The organism is Xanthomonas albilineans (assembly GCF_002939705.1).
Lineage (GTDB): Bacteria > Pseudomonadota > Gammaproteobacteria > Xanthomonadales > Xanthomonadaceae > Xanthomonas_A > Xanthomonas_A albilineans.
Genome location: NZ_MDCB01000023.1, coordinates 1 through 15,224, shown reverse-complemented (window position 1 = coordinate 15,224; position 15,224 = coordinate 1). Strand labels below are relative to the sequence as shown.

Sequence of the window (15,224 nt, the reverse complement as noted above, 5' to 3'; positions counted from 1 at the left end):
CGTGGGGTGACGACCTGGGCTGGCCTGTCTGTAGCGCGCTGGCTGAGTTGTTCGCCGCATGCGCGGCTGCATACTGTCGCGCATGGTGTGCGCCCGATGCCGGGGTGTGCGGACGGCCATGTCACAATGCCATTTTGTGTGATGGGTGTGTGTGCTAGCTTTGAATGCTTTTCCGAAGGATGCCATCATGACCGAACGCCAGCGCCGTACCAGGATTCTCGCCACCCTTGGCCCGGCCACCGACCCGCCCGGCGTGCTCGAGGATCTGTTCCGGGCTGGCGTCAACGTGGTACGGCTGAATTTCAGCCACGGTGACCCTTCCGGTCAGGCCAAGCGCGCCGAGGAGGTACGTGCCGCCGCCGCGCGCGTCGGTGCCGAGATCGGCATCCTCGCCGATCTGCCCGGCCCGAAGATCCGCATCGAGCGCTTCGCCGAAGGCAAGGTTGCGCTCAAGCTGGGCGCGCGTTTCGACCTGATCGCCAACCCCAATGCCGCGCCCGGCGACGCTACCCAAGTGGGCGTGAGCTACCTTGGCCTGCCGCAGGACGTGGCCCCGGGCGATGTCCTGCTGCTGGACGACGGTCTGGTGCAGTTGCAGGTGACCGACGTGCAGGGCGAGCGCATCGTCACCAGCGTACTCAACGATGGCGTGCTGTCCGACCGCAAGGGGCTGAACAAGCAGGGTGGCGGGCTCTCGCTGGGCGCGTTGACCGAGCGCGACAAAGAGCTGATCGGCATCGTCGCCAAGATCGGCGTGGACTTCATCGCAGTGTCGTTCTGCCGCAATGCCGAAGACATGAACGAGGCGCGGCGTATCGCCCGCGCCCACGGTTGCGATGCGCTGTTGGTGTCCAAGATCGAGCGCACCGAAGCGATCGAGAACCTGACCGAGATCGTCGAGGCCTCGGACGTGGTGATGGTCGCGCGCGGCGACCTGGGCGTGGAGATCGGCGACGCCGAGCTGCCTGGTCTGCAGAAGAAGATCATCCGCGAATCGCTGGCGCAGAACAAAGTGGTCATCACCGCCACGCAGATGTTGCAGTCGATGGTGGAAAGTCCGATCCCCACCCGTGCGGAAGTGCTGGACGTGGCCAACTCGGTGATCGACGGTACAGACGCGGTGATGCTCTCGGCCGAAAGCGCCGCCGGCGCCTATCCGATCCGCGCGGTCGAGGCGATGGCGCGCATCTGTCTGGGCGCCGAGCGCCAGTTCGAGACCGAGACCGACTTCGGTATGGCGCCGCGCAACCTGGAGCGCGCCGACCAAGCCATCGCGATGGCGACGATGTTCCTGTCGCAGCACGTGGGCGTGCGCGCGATCGTGGCGATGACCGAGTCCGGCGGTACGCCGCGCTACCTGTCGCGCTTCCGCGCCAAGGCGCCGATTTTCGCGGTCACCCGCCACGATGGTGCGCGCCGACACATGGCGATGATGCGCGACGTGTTCCCGATCAACTTCGACAGCCGTGGCCTGACCCCGCGCGAAGCGGCGCGTGGCGCCATCCGCCTGCTGGTCGATGCTGGCCTGTTGGCTCCGGGCGACCGTGTGGTGTTCACCAGCGGTGAGCACATGGAAACCCACGGCGCGACCAACACGCTGCGCCTGCTCGAAGTCGGCGCGGACGGCAACGCCACCGGTCTGGGCGATCTGTAATCGCGCCGCCGGGCCCACCCGCGCGGTCCATCCCGCCGCGCGACGTATCCAGCGTCGCGCGGTTTTCCCTGTACGCTCTGCTTTTCCGACTGCGGACGCTGGCCTCTGTGCGGCGGATGCGGTCAGTGCTAGCCGATGCCCAGGATCCCGCCGGCGGCGAATGAGTTGCCGTTGCGCGGGAGCTGACGCCGGTATGGTGTCGGCAGGTCGGAAAACGCCGCGATAAAGGGTAGGAATTTTCCTACCACGCGTTCTAGAGCGAGATAAACCAAGGGGGATGTCTGCACGGCCCATCGGCTGTCGTGCCGTGCAGTGGCAATTCAGCAAAGGCTATGCCAAAGTTCTTTCACACTGCCTCATGCGCAGTTCAAGGACGATGCGCGTAGCGGATCACACAAGCGGTTGCTTTCATGCGGTTCCCTCGAGCGCCGGGGAGGTGTCCCGTGCTCGTCGTTGCGCAAGACAGGGGGGCTCGCCGCCTGTTTGCCCTGCGCATCGGATCCTGCTGTCATCTGTTCCGCGTGCCTTTATTACCGAACAAGACTTGCCGAGATTCGTCATGAACGCCTCTTTCCGCCTTTTCCGTCCAGTGCGCTCGTTCGCTTGGGTGTTGATTGCTGTTGGACTGATGGCCAAGCCGGCCAATGCCCAGTGGATCGTCCATGACCCTGGATCCATGGCCAGCGCATTGCAGGAATATGCCAATCAGGCTACCCGCTGGACGGGGACGCTCGAGCAGTATCAGCATGAGTTGGATCATTACCAACAGCAGCTCATCAATTTGCAGCGGCTGAATTTCGGCGACTCCAAGATGGCCGATAGCTTCGCCGAGCGTCCGTCGGACTATGGTCTGGAGGATAGCTGCCCCGGTGCCAGCCAGAGCGGGATATCGGGTCTGCTGCAGAAGTTCAGTTCGGCCACGCTCAACTTTCAGGGTGATGGTGTGCATGAGCAGGGGGAGGTGTGCAAACGCATGGTGCTTGCGCAGAATGCCCAGTACAACGAAACCGTGCGCATGCTCAAGCGCCTGATCCAGCGCAACGATCAGTTCAAGCAGGTGCAGGCCCAGCGTGACAGTGTGGGGACCGGCCAGGGGGCCTTGGCGGCCAATGACAACGAAACCCAGCGCTTCGTCGCCCAGAACGCCATGGATCTGAACTACTGGCAGGCCGAGATGAAGGCCTACGACAACTACATTCTTGGGCTCAAGGACGATCAGGCGCGGCTGTCGCGCAAGGCGCTGGATGGCGACAATAATAAAAAATTGATAGGGCAGGTGATCCAGGCGGGCGCGCTTGCAGCGGCGCTGTCGCAGTGATGGCGACCTTGTGGACGCATCGCTCCTTTCATACGCAGCAATAGATGGCTCCAACCAAGGAGAGCGCGTGATGAAATCACATGGATGGTTTGCCGCATTGTGCTTGTGCGCGGTCTCCATGCAGGCCTCGGCCCAGTATGTCTTCATTCCTTACTACGACAACAATCCCTTCCTGTTTTGCACCATGGGCGTGCCCGCGGATTGCTGGGCGCCGGTCAATCCTGCCTCTGGTGCATTCGTCGTCACCAATCCGCACTGTTACAATCCGGTCTCCTCGGCGCTGTATGCGAAGGTCTGTCCGATGGCGTTTCCGAATGGGGTGGACGGGGGCGGTGCAACGCCACCTGCGTCTTCGTCTACGCCTGCTGCGACGCGCTGAAGGCGGGCGCGCCTGCGACCCAGGATCGAGCAAGAAAAAGCCAGGCCATTGCAACGACGAGATCGGCTTTCGGACCGGCGTCGATGGCAGGTGCGATGTGCTGGGTGAGCGTGTCGGGCTGATGGACGTGGCGGCTTTAGAGAAAAAACCGCGCGATGCTGTTGTCGGGTTTCGCGATCGCCGGTCCGCCTTCCACGATTGCCGTGGGTGACCGGGATATACTGGGCCTTCCCCCGTATCGCAGGAATCCCATGAGCATCGAACAGCTTGCCGAAACCGCACAGGCGATGGTTGCCCAGGGTAAGGGCATCATCGCGATCGACGAATCCACCAGCACCATCGCCAAGCGCTTTGCCAGCGTCGGCATCGAAAATGTCGAGGAAAACCGCCGCGCCTATCGCGAACTGTTGCTGACCACGCCGAAGCTGAGCGAACACATTTCTGGCGCCATCCTGTACGACGAGACCATCCGTCAGAAGACCAAGGCCGGCGTGCCGTTTCCGAAATACATGGCCGAGCACGGCCTGATCCCGGGCATCAAGGTCGACAAGGGCACGTATCCGTTGGCTGGCATGCCGGGCGAGCTGATCACAGAAGGTCTGGACGGCCTGCGTGCGCGCCTGCAGGAGTACTACACGCTCGGCGCACGCTTCGCCAAGTGGCGCGCGGTCATTACCATCGGCGAGGACATCCCTTCGGGCGTATGCATCGAAACCAACGCGCATGCGCTGGCGCGCTATGCGGCGCTGTGCCAGGAACAGGGCTTGGTGCCGATGGTGGAGCCGGAAGTGCTGATGGACGGCGACCACGACATCGAGACTTGCTACGAAGTCACCGAGGCTACGCTGCGCGCGCTGTTCGGTGCGTTGTACGAGCAGAACGTGGTCCTGGAAGGCACGATTCTGAAAGCGTCGATGGTGATCGCGGGTAAGGACTGCGAAGAGCAGGCTGGTGTCGAGGAAGTGGCCGAGTCCACCGTGATGTGCCTCAAGAGCACCGTGCCGGCGATTCTGCCAGGCATCGTGTTCCTCTCCGGCGGACAAACCGACGAGCAGTCCACCGCACACCTCAACGCCATGAATCAGCTTGGCCCGCTGCCGTGGCCGCTGAGCTTTTCGTATGGTCGTGCGATGCAGCAGGCCGCATTGGAGCTGTGGTCGCGGGACATCAAGGGTCATGTCGCCAAGTCACAGCAGGTGGTGTACGAACGGGCCAAGGAAAACGGCCTGGCGGCGCTGGGTAAGTGGCGCGGCTGAGGTGTCGGTCGGCCAGTTCGCGTCAGATGGCGATGGCCGGCGTTCTTTTTTATCGGTGTGTGCGGCGTGACCGCTGTGCTATGCGTTGCGGCGTTTGTCGCTGTGGCGCGGGTCAGGCGACCTGCGCCTGACCACCCGTTTGCTCGATCGTGATCTGGGCCATGGCTTGCTGATAGGCCTTGTAGGCTGTTGCATCGTAGGCCACCAGAATGATTCGCTTGGGCGAGGCATGCGCACGCCGCCAGGCGTCGGTCTCGGTCGCTGCGATGCGTGCTGCCTGGTGCAGCGGGTAACCAGCGGCGCCGCAACTGATCGGGGGAAACGCGACCGACTCCAGGCCCATCTGCTCGGCTAGACGTAGAGCACGCCAGTAGCAGTTGGCGAGCAACGCTGGTTCGTTGCGCTGGCCGTCGCGCCACATCGGGCCGACGGTGTGCAGCACATATCGCGCTTTGAGCCGGTAACCTGCCGTGGCGTGTACTTCACCGGCCGGGCAACGTACGCCTGGCTTGAGTTCCGGCAGTCGCCGACATTCCTCCAGCAGTTCCGGACCTGCAGCACGGTGAATCGCATCGTCCACCCCGTCGCCGCCGAGCAGTGATTCGTTGGTGGCGTTGACGATAGCGTCCACGTCGAGATGGGTGATGTCGCCTTGCCAGATGTCGATCTTCATAACGCGAATCTTTGTGGGGGGCGAATGATGGAAGTGTGATGCTGCGACCTTCCGCTGCCACGGCCGCTTAACTCGCCCATGGCCAGACTGTCTCGTATCGTCATCTCAACATCTGCGACATGAACCGGAACCTGCCGCCGCCGCTTGTCGCCGACGCCTTGGCGCGTTGCAAGATCATTCAGGCGATCAAACTATTGCGTACCCACCGCGACATGGATCTGCACAGCGCGAAGTTGCAGGTCGAGTCATGGTTGCATGCCGATGCGGCGCAGTTGGTGGCGTAACGACTTGATCGCTATGCCATGGGGAGAGTGTCCGCGGTTGTCGACAAAGACGCGCGCGAACTCCCGATAAGCAGTGCGATCGAACCGCGCCTGCCACCGGCGGTGGAAATGGCGTTGCACTGCGGCGAGCGGCGCAAAGTGGCCAGGCTAATTTTCGATCACTATCCGGAGATGTCGCTGCGCGAGGCGATCGTAATGGTCCAACGTTATCGTCGTCTGGAGCTGTCTGTTGCCGCCGGGCCCACAGTGGCTGCTGGCAAGCGCGCGAGTGTCTGGCGCTGGGGCATACCAGGGTTGCTGTTTGCCGTTGCCGTTGCCGCTGTGGCCTGGTGGCTGTACCGCTAGTTAGGCTGCGTCAGATATGACAGCTTCGCGCGACTGCGTGCTGCCGAGTCGAGTTGCAAGGCGAGCAAGGTCGGTAGTGGCGCAGGCACTGAGACTGGCTTCGGCACGCAGGGCAAGCTCGCAGAGTCGTTCCTGTCTTGAGGTCCGATAATGGCGTGGTGTTGATCGGGCAGAGATGCACCTGCCTCGTGTCGGCAGGCTGTGTCGCAATACTTGCACAAGCTCCTTGTCCAAGCCCCCGCGTGGATGCGGCCTACCTGGAGCTGGACATAGTGCGCTCTTAAGAACTTAAATGACGGTTCTGCTTTTCCATGCGTCCATCCGATGCGATTGCGGAGCGTTACGCTTGAAAGTTGAGTCCAAGTTGCGCGCGGGAACTGATTCGGGAGTGAGATGCCTGCCGAAGTTATGGCCGTCATGCGCAGGTGAGGCCGGTGTGCCAACCGCTTCATTAATGGCCGGCATTGTGCTGCGGCTGTCAAATGCATGGCTTCGTCCCGTCCCTCGCATCGCCCACGCTGTTACTCTGCGCTTCGGCCTTCCACTGCATGTGACTTCGTTGCCATGAGCGCTTGCGTCCTGTCCCATCTCGACCGGCTCGAGGCCGAGAGTCTCCACATCCTGCGCGAGGTGGTGGCCGAATTCCGCAATCCGTTGTTGCTGTATTCGGTGGGTAAGGACAGCTCGGTGCTGTTGCATTTGCTGTTGAAGGCCTTCGCGCCTGCGCCGCCACCGATGCCATTGCTGCATGTGGATACGCGCTGGAAGTTTCGCGAGATGATTGCCTTTCGCGATCGGCGGGCCGTCGAAACCGGTGTGGATCTGCGCGTCTACATCAATCCCGACGGGGCCGCGCAGGACATCGGCCCGTTCACGCATGGCGCCAGTATGCACACTGAGGTGATGAAGACGCAGGCGTTGAAGCAGGCGCTGGCGTTGTGGCAGTGCGATGCGGCCATCGGCGGTGCGCGCCGTGACGAGGAAAAGGCGCGGGCGAAGGAGCGGGTGTTCTCGTTTCGCAACGACCGCCAGCGCTGGGATCCCAAGCAGCAGCGTCCGGAGTTGTGGAATTTGTACAACCCGCGCATCCATCCCGGCGAGAGCGTGCGCGTGTTCCCGCTGTCCAATTGGACCGAGCTGGATATCTGGCTGTACATCTACCGCGAGGCGATTCCGGTGGTGCCGCTGTATTTCGCTGCCGAGCGACCGGTGGTGGAGCGTGATGGTGCGCTGATCATGGTGGACGATGCGCGCTTGCCGTTGCGCGAGGGCGAAGTGCCGCAGCGACGCTGGGTTCGGTTTCGCACGCTCGGTTGCTATCCGCTGACCGGTGCCGTCGAATCGCAGGCCGATACCTTGGAAAAGATCATCGCCGAGATGTTGCAGGCCACCACCTCCGAGCGCCAGGGGCGCATCATCGATCAGGATCCAGGCGCTTCGATGGAGCAGAAGAAGATCGAGGGCTACTTCTGATGGGTATGAAAACCGGGCGTGCGACGGAGCTGGAGGGCGGAGGCGGTGCATCCGACATCGTGGGCTATTTGCATCGGCACGAATGCAAACCACTGTTGCGCTTCATCACGTGCGGCAGCGTCGATGACGGCAAGAGTACGTTGATCGGCCGGCTGTTGTACGACAGCAAGCAGGTGTTCGACGATCAGCTCGCCGCGCTCGGCGCCGACAGCAAGCGCCATGGTACGCAGGGCGGGGCGATCGACTACGCGCTGTTGCTCGACGGTCTGGCCGCCGAGCGCGAGCAGGGCATCACCATTGATGTGGCCTACCGTTACTTCGATACCGACACCCGCAAGTTCATCGTCGCCGATTGTCCTGGGCATGCGCAGTACACCCGCAATATGGCCACTGGGGCTTCCACCGCCGACGTGGCGGTGGTGCTGGTGGATGCGCGCAAGGGGCTGCTGACCCAGACCCGTCGGCACACGTATATCGTGGCGCTGCTGGGGCTGCGCCATGTGGTGCTCGCGGTCAACAAAATGGATCTGGTCGGATTTGCGCGCGACGCCTTCGAGGCGATCGCCGTTGAATACCGTGCGTTGGCTACGCAACTGGGCATCGATCAGGTCCAGTGCATTCCGCTGTCCGCACTGGAGGGCGACAACCTGTTGCAGCCTTCCGCACGCATGCCGTGGTACGCCGGCCCGGCGTTGCTCGAACATTTGCAAAGCCTGGAGCTGGAAACGCATGAGGCCGACCGCGCGTTGCGCCTGCCGGTGCAGTGGGTCAACCGTCCGCACGCCCAGTTCCGTGGCTTCGCCGGCACCGTGGCGGCGGGCGAGGTGAAGCTAGGCGATGCGGTGGTGGTGGTGCCGTCTGGGCGTCGTTCCCATGTCGCGCAGGTGTTGATCGGCGCGACCGAGGTGGCGTGTGCGGTGGCCGGTCAGGCGGTCACGCTGACCCTGGCCGACGAGATCGACATCAGTCGCGGCGACGTCATCGCCGCGGCGGCGGATCCGCCGGAAGTGGCCGATCAGTTCGCCGCGCATGTGCTGTGGATGGACGATGCCGCACTACTGCCCGGTCGTCCGTACTGGCTGAAGATCGGCACGCGCACGGTGGTGGCCAGCGTCAGCGAGATCAAATACCGGGTCGATGTGAACACCCAAGAGCGGCTCGCCGCCAAGCGCCTGGAACTCAACGAGGTCGGCTACTGCAATCTGGCGTTGGATCAGCCGGTCGCGTTCGTCCCATATGCGCGCAATCGCACGCTTGGCGGTTTCATCCTGATCGATCGGCACAGCAATGCCACCGTCGCGGCGGGTACCCTGGATTTCGCGCTACGTCGCGCCGGCAACCTGCACTGGCAGCATCTGGACGTGGACAAGGCGGCGCGCGCACGGATCAAGGGGCAGACGCCACGGGTACTGTGGTTCACCGGCCTGTCTGGTGCCGGCAAATCCACAATTGCCAATCTGGTCGAAAAACGCTTGCATGCGCAGGGCCGGCATACTTTTTTGCTCGATGGCGACAATGTGCGCCATGGGCTCAATCGCGATCTGGGCTTCACCGACGAGGATCGTGTGGAGAACATTCGTCGCGTCGCTGAGGTGGCGCGGCTGATGATCGATGCCGGGCTGATCGTGTTGGTCAGTTTCATCTCGCCGTTTCGCGCCGAGCGCGAGATGGCGCGGGCACGCTTCGCGCCTGGCGAGTTCGTCGAAGTATTCGTCGATGTGCCGTTACAGGTGGCCGAGGCGCGCGACGTCAAAGGGCTCTACGCCAAGGCGCGTGCCGGGAAGATTCCCAATTTCACCGGGATCGACTCGCCCTACGAGCCGCCGACGCAGCCGGACCTGCACCTGCGTGCCGATAGCGAAGAGGTGTCCGCGCTGGCGGAGCAGGTGCTGGCCTGGCTGGAGGCGCGCGATTGAGGGTGCACATGCAGGGCATGGCCCATGCGTTTTGGTGGCTGACCAAGCTATAACGCGCGCCTGATCTTGCCCGCTGCTCCACGCAAATCGGGTACGCGCGTCACGCACGCGAGCGATCTGCCGATGCTCGCTTGCACTTCCACTCGGTCGGTGTCATGAACGTCGCGCCGCCCAGGCAGCGGCGGCGCGACGGAGGGACCGACTTCAATAGTAGATCGTGGCCGAAGTGGAGGTGGTCCCCAAATCGTAGTTGCATTGCACATCAAGACCGGAACTGTCGATGATGGAATTCCACGGCGGCGACTGCACACGTTGTCGTGTGTAGTCGTACACGCCGATGTTGTTGAACGTGATGCTGCCGTCGGGTGGATACTGGTCGCAACTGTCCAAGTAGTACACTTCCAGGGCGCCGCCAATCACCTTTTTCGTGCGCTGGTCGCCGTAGTACGTGGTACTGAGCCGCACGCTCTGGCCGCTGGTGAGGTTACGCGTGTCGACATTCCAGCTATAGCAGGGGCGACCGTCGTTGCAGGTGGCATAGGTGTCGCCCACGATCTGATCGCCGGTCTTGGCCGGAATGGAATCGCTGTACCACACGGTGCCGTCCTGACAGCAATTCCAACTGCTTAGGTCCCAGGTGTTGCTGTCGCCGTAGTAGCCCAGTACCGGTTGCAGGATTGCTTTATAGTCGGTCTCTATGGCGGGGAAGAAGTACAAGACCTGCTGTGTCGCGTTGGTCGGGTTTTGCGGCACTTGCCAGCTTGCGACGATGCGGCCCATCGGGGTTCCCGTCTCGTAACCGGCGGCCTGAATCCAGTTGTGGTCGAGCGCTGCCGGCGGCACCGAGCCGTGAGGTTTGGATGCGGTCAGCGCGGCGCTGCCGCGGACTTGCAGGCCATCCAGGCCACGGCCGTCCGGGTGTACCCGGATGCCTTTGGCGGTGAAGTTGTCCTGGGTGCAGACCTGGGGTGGTTCGCGCACGCCATTGGCGTGCTGCACGCTGCTATCCCCGAGGATACGCTCGTCGTTGCTGATGTGGTGGACGCAGGCGGGCGGGAAGTAGCCGAACGGGGTCTGCACGTAGTCGTCGGGGACGTTGACAGGTTTGTGTTTGGCTTTCAGATCGGCGACCCGCATCAGGCGTGCGTCGGGTGCATATTGCTGGGCGAGGGCGGTGCTGACACTGCTCAGACCCAGTAGCGGAAGTAGAAGTAAAAGCGTGAGTGCGATGCCGGTATGGCGGCGATAGCGGGGTGCCACGGATGTTGCATGATTTGCGTTGAAATTCATTGGAATCGCCTTGTCGTGAGTGAATGCGAGTGTGTTCCCGACAAACCCCGTGTTTGGATCCTGGGTTGCATGTCGACACGCGCAAGCTTGATCGCGGGTGCGGAATTCCCCTGTGCGAAACGAGGGTATTGAGCGATGTAAGTTGGCTCGATAGTGGCCTGCATTGTTGCCGTAGGAGTGGCGACAATGGGCCAAATTTATGCGGCATTCTTGTGGAAATTCAGCAATTGAATTCGCGAATCCGGCATGGTCGTTAAACTGCGAAGCTGCGTCACGGTTAAATCTTGTTCGGCGTTTTCTTTTTTGAATTTATGCGTATATAAAGTGCGCGTGCCGATGCAACCATTTCTGTGGTACCCCACTTCGAGTGTGGAGATGCCAGGCGATGGAATTGGATGAAGAGCGGAAATCGTCGCCTCGTGTGAGCGCCCTTTAAACCATCGCGGACGAGACTGAGCGCATCACCAAGCGCCGGATTTACACCGTCGCCGCGTGCGCGAGGCTGCGCTCAGCGTGTGCCTGCGCTCTGTCGCGTCTGAGCCGGTGGTGGCGGAGCGCAGCGCGGTTGCTCCAGCAACTGTACGAACTGCGTGGCGATCACTGCGCCACCGAAGTGTTGCTGGACGAACGCACGCCCGGCCTGGCCCATACGCTGGCGCCGCGACGCATCGCACAAGCGCACGATCGCATCGCGCCAGGCGTCCACGTCCCCGGGCGGAAGCAGTTCGCCGCTGATGTCCGCATCCAATGTTTCGGCCACGCCGCCGACGTCGCTGGCCAGTACCGGCACTTCGCTGGCTTGCGCTTCCACCGAGACGCGGCCGAAGGTTTCCGGCGCCAGCGACGGAAACGCCAGCATCGACATTGCGTTGTAGTACGGTGTGGTGTCGTTCACCCAGCCGACGAAACGGTGCCGCGCGCCGTTGTCCTGAGCGGCGGCCTGCGCTTGCAACTGCGCCGCGTCCGGGCCATCGCCGAGCCACAGGCAGTACAGCCGCGGTTCCAGTGCCATCGCCGCCGACGCGGCCTGCAACAGCGGGAAGATGCCCTTGCCGGCGTGCATGCGTCCGCTGTAGCCGAGTACGATTGCATCGTCGGGCAATTGCTGCGCGCGGCGGATGGCTTGGCCCCGTGCTGGATCCGGACGCAGCCGCTCCATGTTCACCGGGTTGTACAGCACCTGCACCAGCGCCTCCGGCACGCCACGCTGCAAATAAGCATGCCGCGCGTAGTGCGACACCGCGAAGAACCGCGCCGCCAGACGCGGGATCGCGTAGCCGGACAGCGCGCTCATCGCCGGTGTGCGATGCCGGAACAGCGCCACGCGGATGCCCAGTGCGTGCCCGGCTAGCAGCAGTGGCCAGTATTCCTTGCCGAAGTTGCCAACCAGCCAATCGGGCTTGCTGCGCCGCGCCGCCCGCAGCAGTGGCGCGTAACCGGCCGGGTCCAGCACGTTGCGGAAGCGCCCCAGATGCACGGTGATGCCGCTGCGCTGCAGTTCCTCGGCGATCAGTCCGCCCGCGCAGGCGATCACTTCCACATCGTGGCCGACGCCGGCCAGTGCCTGCGCCAGGGCCACGAAATGCGTGGCCGCGCCTGTGTTCTCCGCGTTGGTGCCCACGAACAGAAATTTCATGCGCGGCGATCCTCGTAAGCGGTCAGTGCACGCAGCGCGAAGTGCGGCAGCAGATGGTGGCGTGCCACTTGGATGCGCGGGTAGCGCCATGGATCGGAACCGGCCACGGCGCGGCCGCGGCGGGTGCTGGTCGCGGCGGTATAGCCGGCGGCGCGCACGGCCTCGGCGACGCGTTCGTCCACGTCCCCATACGGATAGCAGAATTGCGGCACCGCTTCGCCGAGCAGATCTTCCAGCTCGCGCTTGCAGCCGCCGATCTCCTCGCGCAACACGGCGTCGCTGCAGCCGGTCAGGTGCGGGTGCGAGCGGGTGTGTGCGCCGATCTCCATGCCGCCGGCGCGCCAGCGGCGCAACTCGTCCAGGTTCATCAGCGGCTTTTCGATGCCGAGTTTCTGCGCGTCCCAGATGTTGTGGCGGCCGATGCAGCCGCTGACCATGTACACGGTGGCGGTGAAGCCCAGCCGTTGCAGCACCGGCAGCGCCGCGTGCAGGTTATCGAGATAGCCATCGTCCAGGGTGATCGCCGCGATCTTGCCTTGGCGCTCGCCACGCAGATAAGGCATGGCCTCGGACATGGACACGCCGCGGTAGCCCAGCCGCTGCATCAGGCGCATCTGCCGGGCGAAGCGCGCTGGCGTGACGTACAGACTGCGGTAAACCTTCAGGTGTCGCGGCGCCTCGGCGATGTTGTGGTACATGAAAATCGGAATGCGGGCCGTGGCGGAGGTCTCGGAAGGCATCGGGAACGGTTCGGTGACAGGGGGCGATTGGCAGCGAGGGATTTTAGCGCAGCTTGCGCGTGCGGGTCCGTGGCGGCGAGGGCATGGCGGCTGGCATGACGCGCTGATGCCGGCCTGCGTCGAATGTGCTGATGGACGTGCTCGCGGACATGAGGGTCCGTGGCGGTATGATCCATATCGTCGCCGCCTACTGGACGTTGGCGGTTCCAGCGCTGTGCCCGCGTGGGGCGAGGCCGCCGTGCGGGATAGCAACTCTACCTCGGCGCGGATGCCTTAGAAAAACGGGCTCACCTACACAGCAAAAGTAAAGTCGATGAAGTGAAGAAATTAATGCGATGCCGGTATGGCGGCGTGCCAAGGATGTTGCGTGGTGTGCATTATTGATGTTCATATTGGAATTCCCTTGCCCCTATGAAATGTGAAGTGCGTTGCCAGGAAACTCCGCGTTCGAATGTCGGTTGGCACGTTGACACGCGCAAGCTGGACCGCCGATGCGTGATTCCCCTTGGAGAAACGAGTGTGCTGAGAGATGTGGCTCGACTCTATACAGGCCTGCGTGGTTGCCGGAGGAGCGACGACGATAGAGCGTGAAGGTGTAGTATTATTGTAAATATTCAGCAAATCAGTTGGTGAATCTGGTATATTTTTCTATTATTTTAATTAATTAATTTTTATATTTGTGATTATTTATTATTTTGGGGGTCTAATTTGTGGGCTTGTGCACAGATCGATGCAATCATTTGCTATTGTGTCCAAGTTCAAGCGTGCTTATGTCGCGATCAGAATGTGCCGATGCGACCTGATTGATGGCGCTGGATGCGTGGAAATTACCGAGTCGCGTCGATCCGACGCGTGGCCTGTGCGCTTTCAGGAGACTCCCATGCGCGCTCTTCTTCGTTGTTTCTGTACTGTCGGTGTGCTGGGTGCGAACCGATGAACTCGCCCTGGGGGAACCGTCCCGGTGGCACGCGGGCGTCTGCACCGAAGCAGCGCAGTGCGCTCGCGCCTGTGGCCGATGCCCATCGCGACGAGTTGCGTCTGTACGGGTTCAACGCCGTGCGCGCGGTGTACGCGCGGCGGCCCGAGGCGATTCGCAAGTTGTATCTGGCCGAGGCGCGGATTCCCGCGTTGCAGCCGTTGCTCAAATGGTGCGTGGCGCACCGTGTCGGTTACCGCGTGGTGGACGACAACGATCTGAACAAGCTCGCCGCCAGCGCGCACCACGAAGGCGTGGTCGCCGATGTGCTGCGCGAAGCGCCCTTGCCCTTGGCCGACTGGCTGCGGACGTTGGCGCCGGGGCCGGCGTTGGCGTTGTGGCTGGATGGGGTCGGTAACCCGCACAACTTCGGTGCCATCCTGCGTTCGGCGGCGCACTTCGGTGCGGCGGCAATTCTGTTGCCGGAAGGGGCGACGTTGGCCTTGTCCGGTGCTGCCGCGCGGGTCGCCGAGGGCGGTGCCGAGGCAGTGCCGCTGGTGCGTTTGCCGGCGCCCGCGCAGGCGCTGGCGCAACTGCGCAACGCCGATTTCGCCTTGGCGGCGACCCTGGTCGAGGGCGGCGACGCGCTGTTCGCAACCGCGTTACCGCAACGCCTGATCTATGTGATGGGTGCCGAGCGCGATGGCATGGACCGCGGCTTCGCGCAGGCTTGCGATCTGCGTCTGTCGATTCCTGGCAGTGGCGCGGTGGAGAGTCTCAATGTCGCCGCCGCTGCCGCCGTGTTGCTGGGGACATGGTGCGGCCTCCACTCATTGCAGATAGATCGATAGAAAGGCGTTTGGGCAGCGGCGTGCGTGACGTAGGCATGCGTCATCGCGTTTGAATGCTGTGGCGACGTTGTCGGCGATGATTTGATTTCATGTGGTGCTCAGCATCGTCGTAGCGGCGATAGCATGCGTCGGCTTGAACCGGTGCAAATTTACGATGCAATTTTGTGCGCAAACATAGGCCGCGACTGATGCCCAGCGGCTCCACCACACGCGTCACGCCCTGACCGGAGATTGCGCGCTCCACCTCAATGGCGACCGCACTGGGAGGGCGGGACTCAAAATTGAGTGGTGCCTCAAGTCAGTAGCACTTGTAAGCAGTCATGCGTTGGGATAAGCAACCTATAAGTTGCGCACGCGTTGTCTCTAAATGTAGACAAATGGAGCGTTCCATCTGTGCTGCTGTCAGCTTCACGGATAGTCTTATGTAGACAAATGGGACCGGCGCAGGCTCGGTTGTTGTTTTATCTTGTCACTGAGCTGGAGCGCTTCATCC

12 protein-coding genes and 2 pseudogenes are annotated in these 15,224 nt (G+C 62.6%); 9 read left to right on the top strand and 5 right to left on the bottom strand.

Translation table 11 applies throughout. From position 1 onward, the window contains the following. Window positions 1–187: 187 nt before the first annotated feature. From pyk to XalbCFBP2523_RS14750, 4 genes are all read left to right on the top strand, one after another. Window positions 188–1,654, top strand: coding sequence for a pyruvate kinase (gene pyk / locus XalbCFBP2523_RS14765; protein WP_045766794.1), 1,467 nt, complete (start codon window positions 188–190; stop codon window positions 1,652–1,654). A 676-nt stretch (window positions 1,655–2,330) separates the two neighbouring features. Then, entirely contained in the window at window positions 2,331–2,972 is a 642-nt protein-coding gene (locus XalbCFBP2523_RS14760) for a hypothetical protein (protein ID WP_045766793.1), read from the top strand. A gap of 70 nt (window positions 2,973–3,042) precedes the next feature. Next, on the top strand, window positions 3,043–3,351 hold the full coding sequence (locus XalbCFBP2523_RS14755) for a hypothetical protein (RefSeq protein ID WP_146084099.1): 309 nt from the start codon (window positions 3,043–3,045) through the stop codon (window positions 3,349–3,351). 251 nt (window positions 3,352–3,602) lie between these two features. Next, window positions 3,603–4,607, top strand: a complete 1,005-nt coding sequence (locus tag XalbCFBP2523_RS14750; protein ID WP_012916780.1) for a class I fructose-bisphosphate aldolase — start codon at window positions 3,603–3,605, stop codon at window positions 4,605–4,607. Between the two features lie 112 nt (window positions 4,608–4,719). On the opposite strand, the gene XalbCFBP2523_RS14745 is transcribed toward XalbCFBP2523_RS14750, so the two are convergent. Then, window positions 4,720–5,280 carry an O-acetyl-ADP-ribose deacetylase gene (locus tag XalbCFBP2523_RS14745; RefSeq protein WP_012916779.1) on the bottom strand — a complete coding sequence of 187 codons (561 nt, stop codon included), beginning with the start codon at window positions 5,278–5,280 and terminating at the stop codon, window positions 4,720–4,722. Window positions 5,281–5,399: 119 nt separating this feature from the next. Here XalbCFBP2523_RS14745 and XalbCFBP2523_RS17260 point away from each other — a divergent pair, with 119 nt between their 5' ends. The 4 genes and pseudogenes from XalbCFBP2523_RS17260 to cysN all read left to right on the top strand — a co-directional run. Further along, window positions 5,400–5,564: a hypothetical protein gene (locus XalbCFBP2523_RS17260; protein WP_230595954.1), complete on the top strand. Its 165-nt coding sequence runs from the start codon at window positions 5,400–5,402 to the stop codon at window positions 5,562–5,564. Between the two features lie 27 nt (window positions 5,565–5,591). Then, window positions 5,592–5,909: a hypothetical protein gene (locus XalbCFBP2523_RS17255; protein WP_249027733.1), complete on the top strand. Its 318-nt coding sequence runs from the start codon at window positions 5,592–5,594 to the stop codon at window positions 5,907–5,909. Between the two features lie 486 nt (window positions 5,910–6,395). Continuing rightward, window positions 6,396–7,382: a sulfate adenylyltransferase subunit CysD gene (gene cysD / locus XalbCFBP2523_RS14735; protein WP_268989564.1), complete on the top strand. Its 987-nt coding sequence runs from the start codon at window positions 6,396–6,398 to the stop codon at window positions 7,380–7,382. Between the two features lie 56 nt (window positions 7,383–7,438). After that, window positions 7,439–9,298, top strand: a pseudogene (gene cysN / locus XalbCFBP2523_RS14730) (sulfate adenylyltransferase subunit CysN); the annotation flags it as partial. A 204-nt stretch (window positions 9,299–9,502) separates the two neighbouring features. Here the strand turns inward: cysN and XalbCFBP2523_RS14725 are convergent. The 3 genes from XalbCFBP2523_RS14725 to XalbCFBP2523_RS14715 form a co-directional block, all read right to left on the bottom strand. Further along, window positions 9,503–10,558 carry a hypothetical protein gene (locus XalbCFBP2523_RS14725; protein ID WP_045766792.1) on the bottom strand — a complete coding sequence of 352 codons (1,056 nt, stop codon included), beginning with the start codon at window positions 10,556–10,558 and terminating at the stop codon, window positions 9,503–9,505. Between the two features lie 538 nt (window positions 10,559–11,096). Beyond that, on the bottom strand, window positions 11,097–12,224 hold the full coding sequence (locus XalbCFBP2523_RS14720; RefSeq protein WP_045758319.1) for a glycosyltransferase family 4 protein: 1,128 nt from the start codon (window positions 12,222–12,224) through the stop codon (window positions 11,097–11,099). After that, window positions 12,221–12,964, bottom strand: a complete 744-nt coding sequence (locus tag XalbCFBP2523_RS14715) for a polysaccharide deacetylase family protein (RefSeq protein WP_045766108.1) — start codon at window positions 12,962–12,964, stop codon at window positions 12,221–12,223. The genes XalbCFBP2523_RS14720 and XalbCFBP2523_RS14715 overlap by 4 nt, the downstream gene beginning before the upstream one ends. A gap of 933 nt (window positions 12,965–13,897) precedes the next feature. Between XalbCFBP2523_RS14715 and XalbCFBP2523_RS14710 the strand changes: the two genes are divergently transcribed. Next, a complete protein-coding gene (locus XalbCFBP2523_RS14710) occupies window positions 13,898–14,731 on the top strand; it encodes a TrmH family RNA methyltransferase (protein ID WP_012916771.1) in 834 nt (277 codons plus the stop codon). Window positions 14,732–14,876: 145 nt separating this feature from the next. Here XalbCFBP2523_RS14710 and XalbCFBP2523_RS17250 read toward each other — a convergent pair. Then, window positions 14,877–14,990 (bottom strand): annotated as a pseudogene (locus XalbCFBP2523_RS17250) (IS3 family transposase); the annotation flags it as partial. Between the last annotated feature and the right edge of the window lie 234 nt (window positions 14,991–15,224).